Annotated in this window: 15 protein-coding genes and 1 tRNA gene; 7 read left to right on the top strand and 9 right to left on the bottom strand. The window is 32.1% G+C overall.

Annotated elements, in window-relative coordinates; genetic code table 11:
• Positions 1 to 10: 10 nt before the first annotated feature.
• The 5 genes from rplI to hisS all read left to right on the top strand — a co-directional run bounded on the left by rplI (position 11) and on the right by hisS (position 4,073).
• Complete coding sequence (rplI, locus tag ACVC5O_RS07925; RefSeq protein WP_452220939.1) at positions 11 to 472, top strand: 50S ribosomal protein L9; 462 nt, start codon at positions 11 to 13, stop codon at positions 470 to 472.
• A 103-nt stretch (positions 473 to 575) separates the two neighbouring features.
• A complete protein-coding gene (locus ACVC5O_RS07920; RefSeq protein ID WP_452220938.1) occupies positions 576 to 1,475 on the top strand; it encodes a glycerophosphodiester phosphodiesterase family protein in 900 nt (299 codons plus the stop codon).
• A gap of 162 nt (positions 1,476 to 1,637) precedes the next feature.
• Complete coding sequence (locus ACVC5O_RS07915; RefSeq protein WP_452220937.1) at positions 1,638 to 2,105, top strand: DUF6495 family protein; 468 nt, start codon at positions 1,638 to 1,640, stop codon at positions 2,103 to 2,105.
• A 153-nt stretch (positions 2,106 to 2,258) separates the two neighbouring features.
• The gene (locus ACVC5O_RS07910; RefSeq protein WP_452220936.1) at positions 2,259 to 2,384 is read left to right on the top strand and encodes a hypothetical protein; all 126 of its coding nucleotides are present in this window, start codon (positions 2,259 to 2,261) and stop codon (positions 2,382 to 2,384) included.
• Positions 2,385 to 2,423: 39 nt separating this feature from the next.
• Positions 2,424 to 4,073, top strand: a complete 1,650-nt coding sequence (gene hisS, locus ACVC5O_RS07905) for a histidine--tRNA ligase (protein WP_452220935.1) — start codon at positions 2,424 to 2,426, stop codon at positions 4,071 to 4,073.
• A gap of 54 nt (positions 4,074 to 4,127) precedes the next feature.
• Here hisS and ACVC5O_RS07900 read toward each other — a convergent pair whose 3' ends face one another.
• The 4 genes from ACVC5O_RS07900 to ACVC5O_RS07885 form a co-directional block, all read right to left on the bottom strand.
• Positions 4,128 to 7,385, bottom strand: coding sequence for a LamG-like jellyroll fold domain-containing protein (locus ACVC5O_RS07900; RefSeq protein WP_452220934.1), 3,258 nt, complete (start codon positions 7,383 to 7,385; stop codon positions 4,128 to 4,130).
• Between the two features lie 230 nt (positions 7,386 to 7,615).
• Positions 7,616 to 13,039 carry a LamG-like jellyroll fold domain-containing protein gene (locus ACVC5O_RS07895; protein ID WP_452220933.1) on the bottom strand — a complete coding sequence of 1,808 codons (5,424 nt, stop codon included), beginning with the start codon at positions 13,037 to 13,039 and terminating at the stop codon, positions 7,616 to 7,618.
• A gap of 174 nt (positions 13,040 to 13,213) precedes the next feature.
• Complete coding sequence (locus ACVC5O_RS07890; RefSeq protein WP_452220932.1) at positions 13,214 to 15,739, bottom strand: M14 family zinc carboxypeptidase; 2,526 nt, start codon at positions 15,737 to 15,739, stop codon at positions 13,214 to 13,216.
• Positions 15,740 to 15,957: 218 nt separating this feature from the next.
• Positions 15,958 to 16,031: transfer RNA gene (locus ACVC5O_RS07885), tRNA-Met, on the bottom strand.
• A 136-nt stretch (positions 16,032 to 16,167) separates the two neighbouring features.
• Here ACVC5O_RS07885 and ACVC5O_RS07880 point away from each other — a divergent pair.
• A complete protein-coding gene (locus ACVC5O_RS07880; protein WP_452220931.1) occupies positions 16,168 to 16,554 on the top strand; it encodes an START-like domain-containing protein in 387 nt (128 codons plus the stop codon).
• A 58-nt stretch (positions 16,555 to 16,612) separates the two neighbouring features.
• The gene (locus ACVC5O_RS07875; RefSeq protein WP_452220930.1) at positions 16,613 to 17,455 is read left to right on the top strand and encodes an aminotransferase class IV; all 843 of its coding nucleotides are present in this window, start codon (positions 16,613 to 16,615) and stop codon (positions 17,453 to 17,455) included.
• On the opposite strand, the gene ACVC5O_RS07870 is transcribed toward ACVC5O_RS07875, so the two are convergent.
• From ACVC5O_RS07870 to ACVC5O_RS07850, 5 genes are all read right to left on the bottom strand, one after another.
• Complete coding sequence (locus ACVC5O_RS07870; protein ID WP_452220929.1) at positions 17,452 to 18,012, bottom strand: YqgE/AlgH family protein; 561 nt, start codon at positions 18,010 to 18,012, stop codon at positions 17,452 to 17,454. The genes ACVC5O_RS07875 and ACVC5O_RS07870 overlap by 4 nt on opposite strands.
• Before the next feature lie 111 nt (positions 18,013 to 18,123).
• Positions 18,124 to 18,396 (bottom strand): HU family DNA-binding protein, encoded by a 273-nt coding sequence (locus tag ACVC5O_RS07865; RefSeq protein WP_452220928.1) that lies wholly within the window; start codon positions 18,394 to 18,396, stop codon positions 18,124 to 18,126.
• Between the two features lie 193 nt (positions 18,397 to 18,589).
• A complete protein-coding gene (fmt, locus tag ACVC5O_RS07860; RefSeq protein WP_452220927.1) occupies positions 18,590 to 19,540 on the bottom strand; it encodes a methionyl-tRNA formyltransferase in 951 nt (316 codons plus the stop codon).
• Positions 19,537 to 21,441: a RecQ family ATP-dependent DNA helicase gene (locus ACVC5O_RS07855; protein WP_452220926.1), complete on the bottom strand. Its 1,905-nt coding sequence runs from the start codon at positions 21,439 to 21,441 to the stop codon at positions 19,537 to 19,539. Before ACVC5O_RS07855 ends, fmt begins: the two co-directional genes overlap by 4 nt.
• Positions 21,441 to 21,983 carry an AAA family ATPase gene (locus tag ACVC5O_RS07850; protein ID WP_452220925.1) on the bottom strand — a complete coding sequence of 181 codons (543 nt, stop codon included), beginning with the start codon at positions 21,981 to 21,983 and terminating at the stop codon, positions 21,441 to 21,443. The genes ACVC5O_RS07855 and ACVC5O_RS07850 overlap by 1 nt, the downstream gene beginning before the upstream one ends.
• Between the last annotated feature and the right edge of the window lie 10 nt (positions 21,984 to 21,993).

Genomic DNA, 21,993 nt, shown 5'->3' with positions numbered 1-21,993 from the left:
TAGCATAACAATGGAACTTATATTAAGACAAGATGTTGAAAACTTAGGGTTTAAAGACGATGTTGTAACGGTTAAGAACGGTTATGGTAGAAACTTTTTAATACCTACAGGTCACGCCGTTTTAGCTACACCTTCTGCAAAGAAAGTATTAGCAGAGAATTTAAAACAACGTGCCTTTAAAGACAAAAAGTTAATAGAAGATGCTAATGAAACTGCAGAAGCAATCAAAGCATTAGATATTAAAATTACAGCAAAAGCTACCGAAGGTGCATCTGCTGGAGATAAATTATTTGGATCAGTAACTAAAGCAGATTTAGTAGAGGCATTCTCAAAAGCTGGTCACGATGTAGATAAAAAATTCGTAACCATTACAGGTGGAAACATTAAGCGTTTAGGACAGTATAATGCTGTTGTACGTTTACATCGCGAAGTTACTTTCGATTTTCCTTTCGAAGTAGTTGCGCAGTCGTAATTTTTTACAAACACAATACAATTAAATTTGCGCTTCTAGTTTTAGAAGCGCATTTTTTTATTTAATTAAATCTATAATTTTATCGCTTTCGCGGAATTTAGGCATGAAAAAACTAATTCTTTTACTACTAATTGTAAGTTGTTGGTCTTGCAAGAACACTAATTCTAAGACTCCAGTTTCAACGGAAACTATTTCTACAGAAATTAAACCCTCCGTTTTATTAGAAACCTTTAGATATACACCCAATGCAACGCCAATAATTAGTGTGCATAGAGGCGGAAAAGGATTAAAAAACTATCCAGAAAACTGTTTAGAAACCTTACAGTATATAAACAATAGTATTTCTTCTGCAATTTATGAGATTGATGTGGCGCAAACCAAAGACAGTGTGTTAGTGTTGTTACACGATACTACGTTAGAGCGTACAACCACAGGAACAGGTAACATAAATAAATACACTTATAAAGAGTTACAAGCCTTTAATCTTAAAGACGATTTTGGAAACACCACCAACTTTAAAATCCCATTACTAAAAGATGTTTTAATTTGGGCAAAAGCGCATAATGTAGTATTAACCTTAGATAAAAAACGATCGGTTGCTTTTAAAACACTTGTAAACTTAGTAAAAGAACAGGAAGCCGAAGATGTTTCCATTCTCATAACCTATGATTTAAAACAATCTAACGAAGCTTATAATTTGGCGCCAAACCTATTACTATCTGTTTCGGCAAGAAATGCAAAAGAATTAAATTGGCTACTAAACTCCGAAATACCAACAGAAAATATGTTTGCTTTTACAGGTACACGATTGTCTTCAGATAGTTTATATAAAGCCATACACGATAAAAAAATAATGACCATTTTGGGTACTTTAGGCAACTTAGATAAACAAGCCGAAGCCAAAGGCGACCAATTATATAAAACCTGGAGCGATAAAGGTATAGATGTTTTTGCTACAGATAGACCATTTGAAGCTGCAAAAGCATTAGGAGTATTAAAATAAAACAGATTTTTGTTTCTGTTTGCCAGTAGGCAAATTTGCAAAAACTAAACTATCCTACAAGGGTTCTAAAACCTCGTAGGTATTAAATAAAAATAAAATTTTTTTTGACGAACCCGTTTTTACGGTAACCATTTGACATTTAAAAAAAACAAGTAATACCAAATGAAGTACTCTAGACTCACAAAAGAACAATTTGAAGAATTAGAACAAGAGTTTATAAATTTTTTAGCCACGCAATCCATAACAGGAGAAGAATGGGCTAGTCTAAAAGAAAATAAGCCAGAATTGGCAGAAATGGAACTCGATGTGTTTAGCGATTTAATTTGGGAAGGTGTACTAAACCAAGCCAAATATTTAGAGCATATCTCACCAAAAAACATCCATTTATTTGCTTTAAACGACGACCATATGCATTTAATAGGTATAAAAGTAAATGACGAAGCAGATTTAACCACTGCAGAGGGTTTTAATTGGTTACGTAATAATCTAATGCATGATAATGTAGAGTTTGTACAAGCTAAAAAAGACTACTCAGAAGATAAAAATTTAGACAAATTTACCTTAATACAACAAGGCTCAAATATAACTAAAGGCGAGTTGTATAAGTACATGTATAAACTCATAAATTAACTAAATCCTGCGAAAGCAGGAATCTTATTAATAGTTTTCTCATTACGAAAAGCGACGAAAAGAGTGACGTGGCAATCTTTTTAAGTCATTTAATTATTAATTTGAAAACGCTCCAAGAGATGACCACGTTTTTTTCTATTGAAAACACTAGCAATGACGAATGCATTAATTATTTTTGTCATTCCGCAGTTTAACGGAAACAAAAAAGTAAGCGAAAGCTATTCCACTTCTAAACGCAAAGTCACAGAGAGTGCAGACGAAGAGAAATTAAAATTTTAGTAATCATTAAAAAAATTCCTGCCTTCGCAGGAAGTTGATATGGCACAAAAACCAAGCATACCTAAAGGAACACGAGATTTTAATCCAGAACAAGTTGCAAAACGCAACTACATTTTTAATACTATAAAAACTCAATTTCAGCATTTTGGTTTTCAACCCATAGAAACACCAAGTTTTGAAAACTCCGATACCTTAATGGGTAAATATGGAGACGAAGGCGATAGATTGATTTTTAAGATTTTGAATAGTGGAGATTATTTTGATAAATTCAAAGATGGAATTTTAGCAGCAATCACTATAGGTGAAATGTACTATCTTAAACTTTCTAAGGAAGCAATAGATAGCACTGAGTGGCTTTATAGAAAATCTAGACTTAGATTTGTCGACAATTTTGTAAATACATTAAAAAAAGGGAATTCAAATAGTATTATTAAAAAATTGCCTTCAGAGGAAATTTTACAACACATATTTTCTCTAATAAATAGCAGATATAAAAATAATAAATCATCTCCTACAGAAGATGAACGTCAGGAAATGTTTTCAACGATATTTGCAAATATTTTTTTAAATTTAAAATCTAATAGTATTACTGATTCAATCTCAGAAAAAGCCTTACGTTACGATCTCACAGTTCCATTTGCACGTTACGTTGTACAACACCAAAACGAGATAGATTTTCCGTTTAAGCGCTACCAAATACAACCCGTTTGGCGTGCAGACAGACCACAAAAAGGTCGTTTTAGAGAGTTTTATCAATGCGATGCAGATGTTGTAGGAAGTGATAGCTTATGGCAGGAGGTTGAGTTTATACAGTTATACGACGCCGTTTTTTCTGCATTACAATTAGAAGGTGTAACCATTAAAATTAATAATCGTAAAATACTATCTGGTATTGCAGAAGTTATTGGAGCAAGCGATAAACTAATTGATTTTACAGTTGCATTAGATAAGTTGGATAAAATAGGCGAGGAAAAGGTAAAAATTGAAATGTTAAGTAAAGGAATCTCTAAAGAGGGGATTGCAAAACTTCAACCTTTATTTACTCTAAAAGGCGACTTTGGAACTCAAATAGACAGCTTAAAAACAATTTTAAATGCTTCTGAAGAAGGACAAAAAGGCATTAAAGAATTAGAGTTTATAAATGCTGCAATTTCAGAATTAAAACTAAATACAGCCAAACTACAATTAGATGTAACACTAGCAAGAGGTTTAAACTATTATACAGGAGCTATTTTTGAAGTTTCTGCACCAGAACACGTAAAAATGGGTTCTATTGGTGGAGGAGGACGTTACGATGATCTTACTGGTATTTTTGGACTTAAAGATGTAAGTGGAGTTGGCATTAGTTTTGGTTTGGACAGAATTTATTTAGTGTTGGAAGAACTTGGTTTATTTCCAGAAACAATAGCAAAATCTACAGAAGTATTATTTATAAATTTTGGCGATAACGAAGCATTGTTTAGCATGAAAGCTATAACAAAATTAAGAGCAAATGCTATTAATGCAGAGTTGTATCCTGATAATGCTAAAATGAAAAAGCAAATGGGTTATGCAGATAAACGCAGTATTCCTTATGTGGTTTTAGTAGGTGAGGAGGAGATTAAAAATAATATTTATACTCTTAAAAATATGAAGAGTGGAGAGCAAAAGAAACTCTCCCTCGATGAAATAATAAGCAAATTGAAATAACAAAAAAACCGAAACTTACGTTTCGGTTTTTTTGTTAAAATACAAAACCTCAATTTACTTAATAACAATTTTCTTTGTGATGCTTTGGTTAGCATCTGTTGTAAGAGTTACCAAATAGAGTCCTGTGCTTAAGCTGTTAATTTTTAAACCATTATGTAATGTAGTGTTGTTAATGGTATTAAAATTAGCAACAGTTTGTCCAAGCATATTAGTTACAAATAGTGTTTTAGCTTCTTGCGATAAGTTTTTTACATACAACGTATTTATAGTATTATTAAAAACGATGCTAGTATGATCTTCAGTAAACTCCTGATTGCTTAAAGCTTCCGATGGTTTAAAAACAATATCAAAACGGTCTGGAAATTCACCAGCTTCAGATGTAAAATTATAAGCTATTTCTGTAGTTAAATCAAAATAGATTCCTGTAAAATTATCTCTTAAATATACTTCCTGATTTTCGAAATTTTCAAATTCGGTTACTTTAATGCTAAATGTTGTTGCTCCATCTGCAATAAATAACAAGTCAACTTCTTTGTCTTCTGTAATTTCAGAATAGGCTTGTATTACTGTTTTTTCAGTTTGTAATGGCAAAAGGAGATCATTTGTCATAGCAGACTCTGTTAAACGAGCATCATAACCATAATCAAAACCATCACTAGTTTCATTATTAAACCCTAAAACCAATTCTCTTGTTAAATCTGCAGAGGTTTTAAATTGTAATTTCATTTTTTTAAATTCAAACCCAACAGGAATAGGTGTTCTGTTATTTTTGCTGTTAGAATTATTGTTTCTAAAAAACACAGATTCGCCATTTGCTTCTGTTTTAAAAATACGTTGTCCATTATTAAATTCGATGTCTCCATCACTATCAACTTCGACCATAAAACCTTGTGCTACAGGAATAAATTGAGTTGGTGTTTTTGTTCCATCTTGCGAACCATTTGTAGCTCCATTTAATCCAATAAATTGATATGCTCTTACTTTACCTAGCTTATTTACTGTAGCATATCCACCTTCATACTCATGTAAATTATGAGAATCTCCAGCCCAATGTTCCCATAGATAAATTGCGCCACCAATTACTCCTTGATTATCGTCTATAAATTGATTAGCATCTATAGCTGAAGGGTAGGGATTACCTACTAAAAATTCAGTTTTTGTTGTTCCTCCATGAGAGCCAGGTCCACCAATATCAACAGCATTTATTAAAATAGTTCCGTTATTTGGTTTACCTTCAAAAATATACTGAAAACCATCTGTTCCTACTCCTGGTCCTTTTTGAGACCATCCAATTCCTGGAGAAAGATTCTCTGATACAGAAATTGCATCCCAATGGTAATAACTTACACCACTATTATAAGTATAAAGCCATCTTGTACTTAGGGTTGCTGGTGTAGTTGCAGGAGGACTAAAACTAGAGGTAAATTGTATATCTCCATTATTTTCTTTAAGCATATTAATAGTAAATGCTGAATTATTAGTGTTTCCTGTGTTACTGTTATTATTTGTAAGACTAGTTGCAGTAGGTATTCCTACTGGTGAAGACCAATAGTTGTAACGGTAAACATTGCTTAAACCTTCTTGTCTTCGTTTAATAGATGCAGTAGAAGAGGTTACTAAATCACTTTCTAAACCTTGTATTAATTGAGAGTCATCCTGTAAGTCTATACTACCATCTAATTCTAAATACCAGCTGTTGCCAATTTCATTATCGCCTGTAACAACTAATTCTGCATTGTTTTCAAAAACAAAACCAACCGTTTTATGAGAGGTATTTGTGGTTAAATTATTAGATAGTTTAATAATGGCATATTCAGAATGTTTGTTAGTTATGTCCCAAACGCTTCCGTATAACCAATTGTTTTGATCAGACCAATCTTCACTTCCTCCAGCTACTGTTTGATAAGGTAAAGGAGCCGTTCTTTCTTGGTAGGTTCTCATATTGTTTAAGTCTCCATTTCTGTTAGCGTTAGAAATATCAGGAGTTTTTCCGGTATCTATAATATCCATCGGATAATATAAAATTAAATCGTTCCACAGTAATCCTTCAATATCTTTAGGGATTATTTTACCTCTAACATTACCATTGTTATTTTCAATTTCTTGAAACACTTGGCGTTGTAATTGTTTAGCAGTAAGCGCTTTATTGTAAACACGAGTTTCATAAATAGCACCTTCAAAATAATTATTGTTGAATTGAGTGTTTCTACCAATTTCAAAGTCATGGTCAGAGTTCCATGCATTTGTATTATCTATTGCAGAACCATTAACTCCTAATCTTTTCCAAATAGATTCGCCATTTAAAAACATTTCTATTGTACCTAAATTTGCATTATAAATCGCTGCAACATGATACCATAAGTTATTTTGTAGTGTTGGAGCAGAGGCAGAAGGTGTATTAATTACATTAGGTTCTCCATTGGTTTTAACAGATGCTTTTAACCTATTATTGCTATCTACTAATAATCTAAAATTTCGTTGTCCCATTATGTCTCCTCCATTAAAACTATTGTCTAGTTTAATCCAAGTCATCATGGTTAATTCGTTTTTATTTCCAAGAAATGGAGAAGTGGCTATGTAATCGTTTACACCATCAAAATCTAAAGTTTGAGGAATACAAAAACTAAAATTACCTAATCCAGAACCATGTACATAGTTTTGTGAGCAAGAATCACAATCTTGCCATAAAAAGGTAACACTAGTAATATAATTTGCATTGGCAAAATTAACACCAACAACAGCATTATAACCAGAAGTGGATCCAGAGGTAGCGTTAATTACACCATTTGTATTATTAGATGTGTACGATGGGTTAGAGGAGTTTGTAAATGTAGGATGTATTGTACTACCATCTACAGTAGTAGCTGTAATAGTGTATTTGTCTCCATTTTGCCCTGTTTTATTAACATGTAACATATCAAAAGATAGTGCGTAAATTGGCGAGCTGAAAGTAATTGTACAAGTTATTCCTGTAGAGGAATACCCAGAGTTGTAAAGGTCTATGCCTTCGAAAGAGGAATGAGCAGAGTTACCAACTTTAGGTGTTTGTTGACCATCCCAATTTCCAAATGCACTAGTATCTCCTGTAAAGTCTATTGATATATTTATCCCTGAATCATCAACATTCGAAAAGGTATTGCTTAAAGTACCATCTGGCCAATCATATTCGTTAGAACCTGACGGTGATGAGGACCAATCTAAAGTAAAGTTTTCTCCACAAGTTGGAGGTGCGTGTAGTTGCGAGTAAGCGTTAGTTGAAATAAGACCACCAAGCATAAGCATGGCTATCTTTAATAGCATAATATTCTTCATAAGTAGGTAAATTTATTTGGGGTAAATTTTACTCTGTAAAGCTATTATATTTTTTGAGGTAGATATAAATTCTCCTACAAAAAGCTAAAAAATTCGTTGATTTACAATTCTGTTTTATTGGTCTAATTGCTTTATAGTCAGAAGAATTAATATAAAAAAAAACTCGAAACATTTGTTTCGAGTTTTAGAATTTACCACAGTAAGTCTAGTATAGTAAATTTGGGGTTTCTTTATTCAATAATTACCTTTTTAGAAATTGAACCAGTTGCTGTATTGATTTTAATAATATACGCACCTGTACTTAGTTTGTTTGGTGTTAATTGAATTGTATTTTTGGTTTTAATATCATTAAATACTTGAATTGATTGCCCTAAGATGTTTAATAATTCTACATTTTTAATTAAAATGTTTTTTGGATTGTTAATTACTATTATATTGTTTTCGTTTGAATAATAGGTATTTAAATCTTCTTCTGCTACATTAAACTCATCTATACTAAGGGATTCTGCACCTTGGAATACAATTTGGAAACGGTTTAAGTGTTCTCCTGCAGGTAAATCCACTTGAAAATCTTCAAGTCTTAAATTATGAAGAGAGTTATCTGATAAATCTTTTACAAAAATATCTAAGTCATCTGGTACATTTTCTAAGGCATCGATAGTAATAGAGTTTATTCCTGCTTCGTCTGTATGTAAACCTAAAGGTAGCACAGTTTCGTTTGTTACCTCTCCAATACCTTGAATGATATATTTATCGTCACCAATCATCCAGTACATATCGTCTATTTGGTCTTCGTTTGTTTGACCATCAAATCCCCAATCATGAGCTAGTGTGGCATTAGGATCTACAGTTGTTAATAATTGTCTGTGAATTTGATTTACAGAGTTGAATCCAATTCTGAATTTCATTCTTTCATCTGAATTATACTCACTATTATTATTTGTGCTTTCTGAAGCGCTTCTTACAAAAACAGAGCTAACTCCTTCTTTTTGAAATGCACGTTGAGAATTTCTAAATCTAATATTTCCAGTATTTTCTCCTTTTACAAAGAACCCTTGAGCTACAGGAATATAACGTCCTGGTAATTTTGTTGGTGTTCCACCAGTACCAACTAATGGATCATTGGTTCCATAGGATGCTGCAGGAGTTGCGCCAGATAAATTATAAGTTGCATAACCACCTTGATAATCTGCTAAATTGTGAGATCCTCCGCCCCAATGTTCCCAGAAATATAATGTTCCTGTAGTGCTACCTGCTCCATCAATTGTTGGTGCATTGTCCATAATAAACTCGTGAGCATCAATAGCAGATGCGTAAGGGTTTCCTACTAAATATTCGTTTCCTGCGTTTATTGATAATGTGATATCACCATTATTTGGTTTACCTTCAGTAACATAATTTTGTTCTAATAATACATTTCCATTTGTGTTATTTACACCTTTCATTGTAAACCCTTCGCCAGCCTGAATTGTACCAGTGCTTCTAACATGTTGCCATTGTGAGTAACTACCGCTTTGATTACTGTATTTCCAGATCCAATAATCTGCAATTCCTATTGGTGAACCAGAAGTACCATTATAGCTATTAGTAATAAAGTTAATAGTTTGTGGACTTGCAGGATTTGTTCCGTCTTTTAAAATATTTGGTATTGAATAACTATTATTATTAGAAGTTGTATTGGTAACTCCAACAGGAGATGACCAGTAATTATAGGTGTATAAATCTTGAGTCCCTTGTTGGTCGCGCTCTAATGTTCCTGCACTCGTCACATCGAAATCACTACCTTCTGTTTGTATTAATTGAGATTCGCCTTCTAAATCAATTTTTCCGTCTAACTTTAAGTAATGAGATACAGTAACTGCATTTCCTGTATTACTTGCAGTATTTCCATTTAATGTTAATTTATTAGCAGTGTTTATTAAAGCTAAAACACTTCTATTATTATCATTACCAGAAGGTAACGAAGTATTATCCATAGTAATATCGTGGCTAGTTACAACAATATTCCAGTCTATAGTTACATTACTATCAACAATTGAAGCTGAACCAGGAATATATTGCTCGTCTCCACTTTCCCAAGTAGTGTCTGTATTCCAAGTTCCATTTTGATTAGACACATAAGGAATAGGAGCGGTTTGATAATCTACAGTATTTAGGTTTTTTAATGCACCTTGCACTCTGTTGGCAGACTCATCTTTAGTGTTAGTATAGGTATAAACACTCATTGGATAATAGCCAGCAAGGTTAGACCATGGTACAGAATTTATTTCGTTTTTAGTTACTGTACTAGGCATTATTTTACCAGAAACAAAATTAGAATTTTCTTCTATCTCTTGATTCATAATGTAGTGTAATTGGTCTTCGTTTAAAGCTGTGGACCAAATACGAACTTCATCTATATTTCCTCTATAATAAGAACCTACAACTTGTTTGCCAGCCGCAGCTACATGAAAAAACTGATCGGTATCAGCAGGAGCATTAATTGCTTGTGGTGTTCTATCTTCAATACCATCTATGTACATTTTTAACTGTCCGCTTTCATATATCAACGCTACATGATGCCATTGGTCATAAGGTAAAACTGTGTTTCCTGTAACAGTTTGTAAAGTTGGTATATTTCTAACTTGAAAGCTCAATCTTCCTGTTGCATCTATTTTAAAATCGTATCCTTCTGTAAATGGATGATTTCTTTTAGACATAATAGAAGTATTGTTTGATCCTAATTCTCTTTTTATCCAAGCAGATAATGTAAAGTCTGTAGAGTTTAAGTCAAAATTATCTTCCATATCCACATAATCTGCAACACCATCAAAATAGATAGATCTTACATATTCTCTTTCTGGTGCATAGCCAAAAGTTACATATTTTGTTCCATCAAAATCATAAGTTGCTTGTAACTCAGAACCTACTAACTTCATCACTCTATATTCTGCAGTTGGATCAAAAACAGGAGTATCTGAGATAAACATAAAATAATCTCCTGGAGGATTAATGTTTCTTATAGCTGCTTGTGGAATACTTACTAAAACTGTAGGTACATCACCTCCGTTTTCGGTAAATTTCCATACACGCTCCATACCAGTAAAGGTCACAGTACTGCTTAGACCTCCAATACCTGAGCTCATATCTACGTTAACAACATTTGGTGCATTGTTTAAATCGCCATTATTATTTCCCCAAGTTAAAAACTCTCCATCGTTAAGACTAACAGAGTTTAAGCTTTTATTTAAATTATTAGTGTCGTAAATATCTGTTAATCCAACAGTAATTAATCCTCTAATTTCTCCTAAACCATCGGTTTCACTGTTAACACTTTTAGATTGTCTTTGGTCTAAGTTTGAATCATCATCTCTAGCAATACCAGCAATGTCGTGGTTAAAACCTGCATTTGCAGATTGATCCCAAATTACATTCCCTTTACTATCTACATAGTCTTGGGAAGTACCATTTACGCCTAAAGTGATTCCATACTTAATACCTAAGTAAGATTGGATTCTATTGCGTTCTCTTGTTAAATTTGCATCATCTTTTCTTGCCGAAAACGTAATAACTTCAGCAATACTTCCATCAAAACTTGCTTCCCAACCTTCGCTACGTCCTAACCAAAAACGAGAGTTGTTTGCATTAGCAAATTCTGCTATATCGTTTTGTGTGGTTTCAATATTATTGGCGTTGTAATATAGCTCCTGTTGAGTTGCTCCAGTATTATTACGTGTATTAATAATGCCAACTCCATTATATGATGCTGTTGTACCATCGTGTACAGCATATCCATCTCCTGGTTCTGATTGACTAAAAGTATCGTAAGCATAGCAAATAGTTTCGCCAGAAACTCTTGCAGAATAAGCACCAAAACCAATACCAGTTGCATCTGGAGCATTAGTACTTGGTATAGCGTCGCCACAAAATACATCCATACTTCCAAAAGAAGAATTTATTTCTCTACTTGGTAAAACCACTAGAAAAATATCTTGTGTGTACATGCCTTCTGGACCTTGAAGGAATTCTGTTGAAGTGTCATCGTAAGAATAGTCGCCATCTAAAACTACACTAGTATAATTATTACTAAAGTTAACCACAGGATTAAAATTAATATTTTGAATTGCATTATCATAATAAGTAGGTTCCTGACCAGGTGTATGAACAGTAGCGTCACTTCCACGTCCTCTATCTGCCCATAACGACACAGGTTGACCATCAGTATAGCCTAATCCATCGTTTGCTTTTAGCCAAAGTGCTAAATCTGCAGTTACACCTCCAGGACCTTCAGTTAAAGGCGCTACGCCATGACCTTGAAGAGAGAAGTTATAAGGGTTCTCGTCCGAGTCGTTGTTTAACACATTTATTGTTGCACTTCTAGTTCCGTTACCTAAAGGTGTAAAAGTTACAGAAAAGGTGGTAAATGATCCTGCAGCAATAGTATTAGCTGGAAGAGAAGTCACTAAAAACTCTGTAGCGTTAGCACCTGAAAAAGTAATTGTACCAATATTTAAAGTTACTGCGCCATTGTTTTCAATGGTGTAAGTTCTTGTTTGCGAACTACCAACACTAATACTACCATAAAATGTATCGTCTGTTGGAGAAGGTGTAGTGTCGCCATCGTTTATCGTTATTGCATTTCCTGTAATGTTTATTTCTGGCGCAGGTACACCAGAGATTACATTTATTGTATAATCTTCTACTTCTCCATCAAAGCCTGTAAGGCAATTAGTAGGAGCAGAGCCATATCTTGTAGATACTCTCATTCTTGTATTTCCTAAAGTAGCAGTAGCAGGTATTGTTATTGATAAAGGAGATAATACTGTTGGTCCATTAGCGGTATTAAACGCTGTCCCTAAGTAATATGTTTCGCCAGCATCATTAAAGTCAAAATCTTGATTCCAGTCTATCCAAGCAGTAGTGTGTGTGGTATAAGCACCATCTGTGTTTGCATGTACTGTTAAGTTATGAGCAGTAGATTGCATTACTGTAGTCGATATTGCTGTAAAATCTGAATAGTCTTTATCTTCAACAGGAGTAGCATTATTAATGGTATTAAAAGACACTAATCGTGTACCAGTATTGTATCCATCTGAATTGTTTCCGTTTGAATTACAGTAAGATGGTGCACCACCATAACCAGTTACTACTACATCGTCAAAAAAGTTATATTCATTATTAGCATTAGCTGTACCAGAAAATCTAAATCTAGAATTTGTTGCAAAAGAATAAGCTCCAGAGTTTAATGTTACAGTAAAACTATTTGAGTAAAAAGGTCCGTTATTTGCAAAATCTGTTCCTCTACTAAAAGTTTGAACCGTTGACCAAGTAGATCCATTAAAATATTGTACTACGAAACCTTCTCCATTATCTAGTCTATAGCCTTCGTGACAAAAAGAGATCTCTACACTTGTGTATCCTGTAAAATCAAAACTAGGAGAGGTTATTCTATTATTAGAAGTATCGTCGTCTTTAGAGTAAATACTGTAGGTTCCTGCACACGAAAAATTAGAACTGTTATAAATCGCAACATCAGATCCTCCATCAGCCCATCCTTCATAAGAATTTTCAAAACTGTAAGAGGCAATTGTTGTTTGTGCTTTAATAGTAGTTATGCTCAATACAAAAAGTAGTGTGCACAAAACAAATTTTGGGCTAAGAGTAAAGTTTTTCATAGTAGGTTAAGTTTAGTTGGGGACTAAATTCAAAACAAATATACATTTGAACTCTTTTAAATGCAAAAATAATCGATGAAATACACTATTTATTTTTAACTATTTGAAATACAGACAAATAAAAAAGCTAAAGATATTTCACTTTAGCTTTTAATTGTGTATTACAACGATTATTTATTTTACTACTTTTTTAATAAATGATATATTAGATGCTTTATTTTCAATTTTTAGAAGGTATGTCCCTTTTGCAAGATGACTTAAATCTTTAACTGAAAGTAAATTGTTATTACTATTTTCTGTAGCGTTTTTATATACAATCCTGCCTCTTAAATCATATACTAATACATTAAACACCATGTTTTCATATCCTGAAGGTAGTTGTATTGCAATAGAATTGTTAAATGGATTTGGATAAACTTGAATATTATCAGCAATGAAATTATTAACATTTAATGTGCCTACTATTAAATTAACTGTATAATCTTCAACTTCTCCATAACCAAAAGATTCGCAACTAGTAGGAATACCATTATATTTCATAGATACTCTCATAGTAGTTGTTGCTGGAAGTGTTGCGCTAGGAATCGTAAAATTACCAACAGCTGTAACATCTGTAGAAGCGGCTTTAGTAAATACTTGTTCTCCTGCATCATCAAAATCACCATCTTTATTATAATCGATCCAAACAGAATAACCTTCAGAATAAGTGCTTCCTGTCCATTGTGGAGTAATAGTAATACTGTAACTTGATCCAATTTCTAAATCTGTATTTAAGTTTTTAAAATTAGAATATCCATTAGTTCCATCTCCAGAATTATTATTATCAATTGTATTTAACTGAACTCTATTTATATACTCATCACTAGTATCGTTACCATTTGATGGACAATAACCTCCTTTAGTTTTAAATGTTTGCGAGTTTGTATATGATGTAGGACTAGAAGATGAACATCTTGCTCTTGTTTGTACCTCATAATCTGTGTCTTCTAATAAACCAGTAAGTGTGTAAGCACTGTCATAGATATTTGAAATAACCGTCCAAGTTGATGCTCCAACAATACGATATCTTAAATCATAAACATTTCCTGTAGAATCCCAAAATACGTAAGCAGAGGTATCACCTACATTACAGACTTCCATACTTGTTGGCGTAGAAGGGCTACCAGAAGGTAGCATTAAAACATCTGGTAAAGTTAATGTTGTGTAATCTGCAATTGTTTGGTTAGTTAAGGTCTGAGTTTGGTAACATTCTGCTTCAAAACGAATACTATATGTGCCTGCTTGTATTGGTCTATAATAATCACCTTGATTAATATCTGTAAATACTTCAGATCCATAGGCATCGTGACCAACTATTGTAATTTTTGCTTCTATTGGGTTGTTAGTGTTTGCATCTTTAACTACACCAGTAAATCCATAAGTTCCTTGTGTTAAAAAATCTAACAGTGCGTTTTTGTTGTATTCCCAATAGTTAACTAGTTGACTTTCTTGTAATATTTTAACATCAGATAATTCAATGGTAATTTCTCTACACTGTTGGTAAAAGTTCATATAATCTTGGCGACCACCATAAACTCTATACCATTCTGCACCATGAGTAACACCTGAACTTGGATATACATTGCTATCTTCATCTACAGTCATATAAGTTGTATCTCCAAATATATCACTATCATTTTGTGCATGAGTTGCATATTCTACAGATATGTCTTCAAACCAGTCTCCATCTGCATGAGTGTGCTGACTTACATAGGCATTATCAAAAGGATAATTTACTAATTCTGTTCCACCATGAAAGTTTGCAGCAATTACAAAGTTATTTGCTTCTGCTAAACACATAAAGGCTAATGTTTCTGTCTGGTAAGGATTTCCATCGTCATGAGGTCCTGCAATATTATCTGGATAATTTCTATTTAAATCAACATTATTTCCATTACCACGTCTTGCATTAACTACAGAAGTATTGTTTGCACTATTATGGTAAGTACCATCCGGATTAGCGCTTGGATTTATCCATATTTCAGAATTTTCTACTAAATTTTTAACTCTAGAGTGGTCTGGATGGCTTGTGTTTGCATATACAGTAAGTATATAATCTATAAGTGTTAACATCATTGGGTATCCAGCAATCTCATCGCCATGCATAGATGAGGTAAGCATTAATTTAGGCTCTTTTTCGTCTGTGCCAACATTATCAGAGATTTTTACAAACAACAATTCTTTATCACCTTGTCCTGTACTTCCAATACTAAAGGTTTCTACTAATCCAGGATTATCATCTTCAAAATCTTGCATTTGTTGTGCATATTGCGCGTAAGTTGGGTAATTTGCAAGCGGAAATGTTAATGTGTTTGCTTGGTTACTACTTCTTTCCTGAATTGGAGGATTATCGTAAATAGTATTGTAATCTACTTCATTTTCTTCCTTAGGTACATTATAAGCTATACCTTTTTCTTCAAAAAGTCTAAATTGTTTTTCGTTTGCCCAAGCTTTTACTGTTTTTGTTTCTGGCACATAGTTAACTATAGAAAGCTCTCTAGTAAAGCGTTCAATATCTTCGTGATTTTTTACTTTAAAAGTAAAAGTAAGCTCGCCTTTAGTTTCAATATATTTTTCGGCTTTAACTTTACTAAGGTCTTGCGAATGCAAAAAGACTACAGAAAATAATAATGCAAATAGGTTAAATGTAATTTTTTTCATAAGATTTGGAATTAATTATGAGGTTTATTAGTATGATGACAAATCTAAATAAAAAATTCAAAAACACCCTATTAAATGCAAAAAAATCCGATTAAATGTAAATATATTTTTTAAATAATTAATTATCAATGTATTACAAAATACATATTTTATCGTTAAAACGTATTTTTGTAATAATTAGGCAAAAAAAAAGACTCACAAGTGTGAGTCTTTTTGAGTAGCGAGAACGAGATTTGAACTCGTGACCTCTGGGTTATGAATCCAACGCTCTAACCAACTGAGCTACCTCGCCATAATTTTGAGATTGCAAATATAAAAACTTAATTTTTGGAAGCAAGCATAACTTTATAAATATTTATTTAATTTGTTTTCTCGAATTTTAATTAATGTATTATATTGAGCACATATTAAATACGAAACAGTTTTAAATGGACGATAAAGTAAAATACGAAATTGAATTTCCAATTCACGCCTCACCTCAATTATTATATCAATATATATCTACACCATCTGGTTTGTCTGAGTGGTTTGCAGATAATGTAAACTCTAGAGGAGAATTATTTAAGTTTATTTGGGATGGCTCTGAAGAGCAAGCTAAATTATTAACCAAAAAAAGTGGAGAACGCATAAAGTTTAAGTGGCTTGTGGATGAAGAAGAACCCTATTTTTTTGAAATAAAAATTCAAGTAGATGAAATTACTAAAGATGTCTCATTAATAATTACAGATTTTGCTGAAGAAGATGAGGTTGAAGAATCTAAAATGCTTTGGGAAAATCAAATTTCTGATCTCAAGCAAGTTTTAGGCTCTGCTTAGTGACATTTTAAATGAGATTTAAATTATATTTGTCCCAAATTTTTTTGGGACTTTTTTTATGATTAATTTAAACGGAACACTTACAGAGAGCAACCAAGTTATAACTTACACTAATAGAGGTTTTAATTATGGTGATGCTGTTTTTGAAACTATTAAAGTATCTCACAATAAAATTTTATTTTTTGAAGATCATTACTTTAGGTTAATGGCTTCTATGCGCATAATGCGAATGGAAATTCCAATGTTATTTACTATGGAGTTTCTTGAAGAGCAAATACTACAAACCCTTACTAGTAATGCACTAAATAATAGTTCTGTACGAGTAAAAATAATTGTTTTTAGGGAAGAAGGTGGCTTTTATGCTCCAAAAAATAACTCTGTTAATTTTGTAATTTCAACTGCAAAATTACAATCGGATTTTTACCTTTTAAACGAAGAGCATTACCAAGTAGATCTATTTAAAGACCATTATATATCACCAAGTTTATTATCTACTTTAAAAACTAATAATAAAGCCATTAATGTTGTAGGAAGTATTTATGCTGAAGAAAATGATTTACAAAATTGCTTATTACTTAACACGAATAAAAATGTAGTAGAAGCGTTAAACGGAAATATTTTTTTAGTAAAAGGAAACACAATTAAAACGCCACCTTTAGGAGATGGTTGTTTAAAAGGAATAATGCGAACTCAAATCATAAATCTTTTAGAACAAATTGAAGACTACACCTTTATAGAAGACTCTATTTCTCCATTTGAACTACAAAAAGCCGACGAATTATTTATTACTAATGTGGTTATAGGCATACAACCTATAACTAAATATAGAAAGAAAGATTTTGACACTAAAGTTGCTAAAACTTTATTACAGAAATTAAATGTAAAAATAAGATTAGCTTAATTATAGCTAGGGTTTTCTGGAGCGTTAGACCAAATGCTATAACTCTCTCCAAGTTCTACCATTTTTTCTTTCCAAAACGTTTCGTAGTCTTTTTCAATAATATTTTTTTTGTAAATATTCTCTGTTACTACCCAAGCATTAGACTCAAGTTCAGTTTCTAATTGGTTAACTTCCCAACCAGAGTAGCCTAAAAAGAATCGTATATCATTCTCTTTTATAGTTTTATTTGCTATTAAACTTGCTACAGCAGTAAAATCGCCTCCCCAAAAAATACCAAGAGAAATCTCTATGCTATTAGGTATTAATTCCGGAACTTTATGAATAAAATATAAATTATCCTGCTCAACAGGACCACCATTATATATTTTAAAGTTAGATTCTATTTCTGGTACTAAATCTTCAAGTGTGTATTCTAAGGGTTTATTTAAAATAAATCCAATAGAGCCTTCAGTATTATGTTCTGTTAAAAGCACAATAGACCTATTAAAGGAAATGTCTCCTATAATAGAGGGTTCGGCAATTAATAAATGACCTTTTTTTGGTTTTATTGTAATCATAATTTGATGATTTATTACTTAAATGTAGCTTTTATTTATTAAATAACAAATTGTAGGTATAAAAAAAGCCTTTACAATTGTAAAGGCTTTTAAATATTTATGCTGTAAAACTTAGTTTACTGCATTAGATAAATCAGATCCAGCTTTAAACTTAACTACGTTTTTAGCTTTGATTTTGATAGTTTTTCCTGTTTGAGGATTTCTTCCGTCTCTTGCAGCTCTTCTAGTAACTGACCAAGAACCAAATCCTACTAAAGAAACTCTATTACCTTTTTGTAAAGCTCCTTCAATTTCGATTAACGCACATTCTAAAGCTTTTTTTGCAGCTGCTTTAGTAATTCCTGCGTGTTCTGCCATTGCATCGATTAAATCTGTTTTGTTCATAATTTTAATTTTAAATAATTAATAAATTGTTGGTATAACATTATTTTGTTAAATCCTTTACAAATTTATACGGATTATGCTATCACGCAAGTAATAGCAAGGGAAATACATCTATTTGTTAATAACTTAAACCATTTGTTAATAAAGAAGGCGTTTTTTTTGATTTTTTAATAATATCAGTCAAAACAAGGGTTTAAAGCACTATTGCATCATTTTCAAATTGAAAACCATTTAATAGAGATTGTGCATCCATTAATCGTTTTCCTGGTAGTTTTATTTTAGTGATTATTATAAATCCTTCATTTACAGCAACTTTAATTTCTTTTTTAGTGGTTACAAGACTTCCAATTGGTAAATTATGTGGTTCTTTTTCTATTTTTGCTTCATAAAGTTTTATGTCTAAAGTGTCTTCACCATTCTTTAATATGCACCAAGCAGCTGGATATGGACTAAGCCCTCTTATTTTATTATATATAGTTTCTATGTTGGCTTCCCAATCTATTTTACAATTATCTTTATTTAGTTTATAGGCTGTTTTTATATTTTTAATTTCAGGTTGAGGTGTAGTGGTTACTGTATTGGTTTCTATCTTTTTTATTGTATCTATTACTAGTTCGCTTCCTATTGTCATTAAAGTATCGTGTAAATCTCCTGCGTTATCTTCTGGTAGTATGTTTACTTCTTGTTGTAAAATCATTGCTCCAGTGTCTATTTTTTCGTCTATAAAAAAAGTAGATACACCTGTTTTTGTTTCTCCATTTATAATAGCCCAGTTTATGGGTGCAGCTCCTCTATAATTTGGGAGTAAAGAGGCATGTAAATTAAAGGTGCCATATTCTGGCATCTGCCATACGCTTTTTGGTAGCATCCTAAAGGCTACAACTATTTGTAAGTTTGCTTTTAAAGCAGCAAGCTCTGCAGTAAAGCCTTCTGCTTTTAAATTTGTTGGCTGTAAAATGGTTAAACCTTTTTGCTCTGCAAATACTTTTACTGCAGACTGGTTTATTTTTCTACCTCTTCCTGCTGGTTTGTCTGGTGCAGTAATGACGCCAACTACATTATAACCATTTTCTAAAATTGTTTTTAGGGTTTGGACAGCAAAATCTGGTGTGCCCATAAAAATAATGCGTAAGTCTCTTTTCATAAATGCGATAATTTATAGGTGTTGTGTTTTGTTATTGTAATTAATTGGTGCTCTAATAAATACTGTATAGCGTTTTTTAACTGTGCTTCATTATAAGGTAGCTGTTCTAAAAGTGTCCTAGAATTAATTTCGCCTTGCTCTAAAAGTAGTACAATAGCATTAATACATTCTTTTTTAGACACAGGATTGGCTTTTGTTTTGTTAGAAATGCAAACGGAACACACGTTACAATTTTCTTCTAAATTCTCGCCAAAATAGGCAAGGAGTTGTTTTTGTTTGCAAACCGAATCATTATTTGCATAATTTATTACAGCTTCAATTTGTTGGTGTCTTAACGTGTTTTGTTGTTCAATAATTTTAGAGATTCTGTTAATAGTTAAATCATCTTCTCTAGGTTCTATAAAAGTAATTTCGGCATCTGTTTTAGATTCTTGCCAAGTAATAACATTGTCTTTTTTTAGCTTAGTAAGAGCTTTAGTAATAACAGCGTCTTTAGTTTGTGCTTTGTTTGCAATTAATAGCATATTTATTTTGGTTTCATGCTCCATGATTCCTCCATACGTTCTTAAAATGGTTTTAACAATAGTGCTAATGTCGTTATTGCTATTTAAATAGCTTAATAATCTGTTGTTAGATATTATAAATTGAATAGTATTCGTTTTATTAAACTGTTTAGTTAAATTAATGATACCTGTTCGTTCTAATAATTGTAAAGTATTATATGTTTTTGTTGTGTTGAAATTATACGTATTGCAAAAATGATTAAAATTAAATTCGAAATTAGCAAAACGTCCTTCTCCATAAGGGATTTGAAAGTAATTGTTTAATTTTCGATATACTTGTTTTGTAAATTCTGAATCTGGTAATGCTTTTAAAAATTGATTTTTAACTACTTGTACATCATTAGTGTCTTTTAAGAGTACAGCATAGGCTTTTTCTCCATTTCTGCCTGCTCGACCAGCTTCTTGGAAGTAACTTTCCATGCTATCTGGTAAACTAAGGTGTATAACAGTTTTTACATCTGGTTTATCAATTCCCATACCAAAGGCATTTGTGGCTACAATTACTTGCTTACTATTGTTAAACCAGCTATTAAATGCTTTATCTTTTTCTATGTTTGATAAGCCTCCATGGTAATAAGTGGCTTCAATTTGTTTTGAATTTAAGTAGTTACTAATTTCAATTGTAGCTTTTCTGTTTCTTACATAAATAATAGAAGCTGCTTTATTCTTTTTTAAAATAGTTTCGGTTTTATAAAGCTTGTCTTCTTCATTAAAAACCATATACGCTAAATTGTCTCTTTTAAAACTTTGTTTAAAAATTTTAGGACTAATAAAATCTAAGTTTTTTATAATATCCTCAGCTACTTTTGGAGTTGCAGAAGCCGTTAAAGCCACAACATTAACGGTTGGATGTAAATCTCTAAGTCTTAATATGTTGTTGTAAGAAGGTCTAAAATCATTTCCCCATTGCGAGATACAATGCGCTTCGTCCACTGCAATAAGGTTAACAGGCATTTGTTTTATTCGGTCTCTCACCACATCTTGCTCTAAACGCTCTGGAGATAGATATAAAAACTTATAATTACCATAAATACAGTTATCTAATAAAGTATCTACATCTTGTTTTTTAATTCCGCTAGTTAAGGCTAAAGCTTTAATACCTTTATTGTTAAGTGCTTTTACTTGGTCCTTCATTAAGGCAATTAAAGGAGAAATCACAATACAAATCCCTTCTCTGGCTAAAGCTGGTATTTGAAAACATAACGATTTTCCTCCTCCTGTTGGGAGTAGTACAAAAGTATCTTCATTAGCTAAAATACTTGTAATAATGTCTTCTTGTAAAGGTCTAAAACTAGTAAATTTCCAATAACGTTCTAATATTTGTATTGGATGTTGCATTATAATGCTTTTACCACGTTAATAATATGGTCTGCTCTTGCTCCAATGCTACCAAAAGGCACATCTCTTAAACCATAATCGTATTTTTTATACGTGTCTAGTAAATGTTGGTGTATTTGCTTGGCTTGTTCAAAACTTTCATAACGCTCATTGTCTGTTTTATAAATGTCTTGCCAAGGACCTAAAATAAAAACGGCATCATAAAGATTGTTTTCGCAAGCTTCGATAAATCGAGTAGGATAGGAGTCTCCAATATAATCCATATACGCTGTAATATCAGGTATTCCACGATCTAAAAACACAAACTCATTATTACTGGCTTCTGCAGTTTTAAATTGGTTAATTCTTGCTTCAAGGAGTTTATCGCTAAAAGCCATTGGGTTTTCTAAGAACAATTGCTCTATGCCTTCTTGTCTGGCTTCTAAAGTTATTTGTCTGGAGACTTCTTCAAAACAAGTATATCCTCTTTTTGTTAATTCTTCGATTATAGAAGATTTTCCTGTTCCTGGTCCTCCAGTAATAACAATTTTTTTGGTATTCAATATCAACAAT

The sequence above is a fragment of the Lacinutrix salivirga genome, assembly GCF_053604675.1.
Note: the sequence above shows the minus strand (reverse complement) of the source record. Positions and strands in the feature narration are given on the sequence as shown.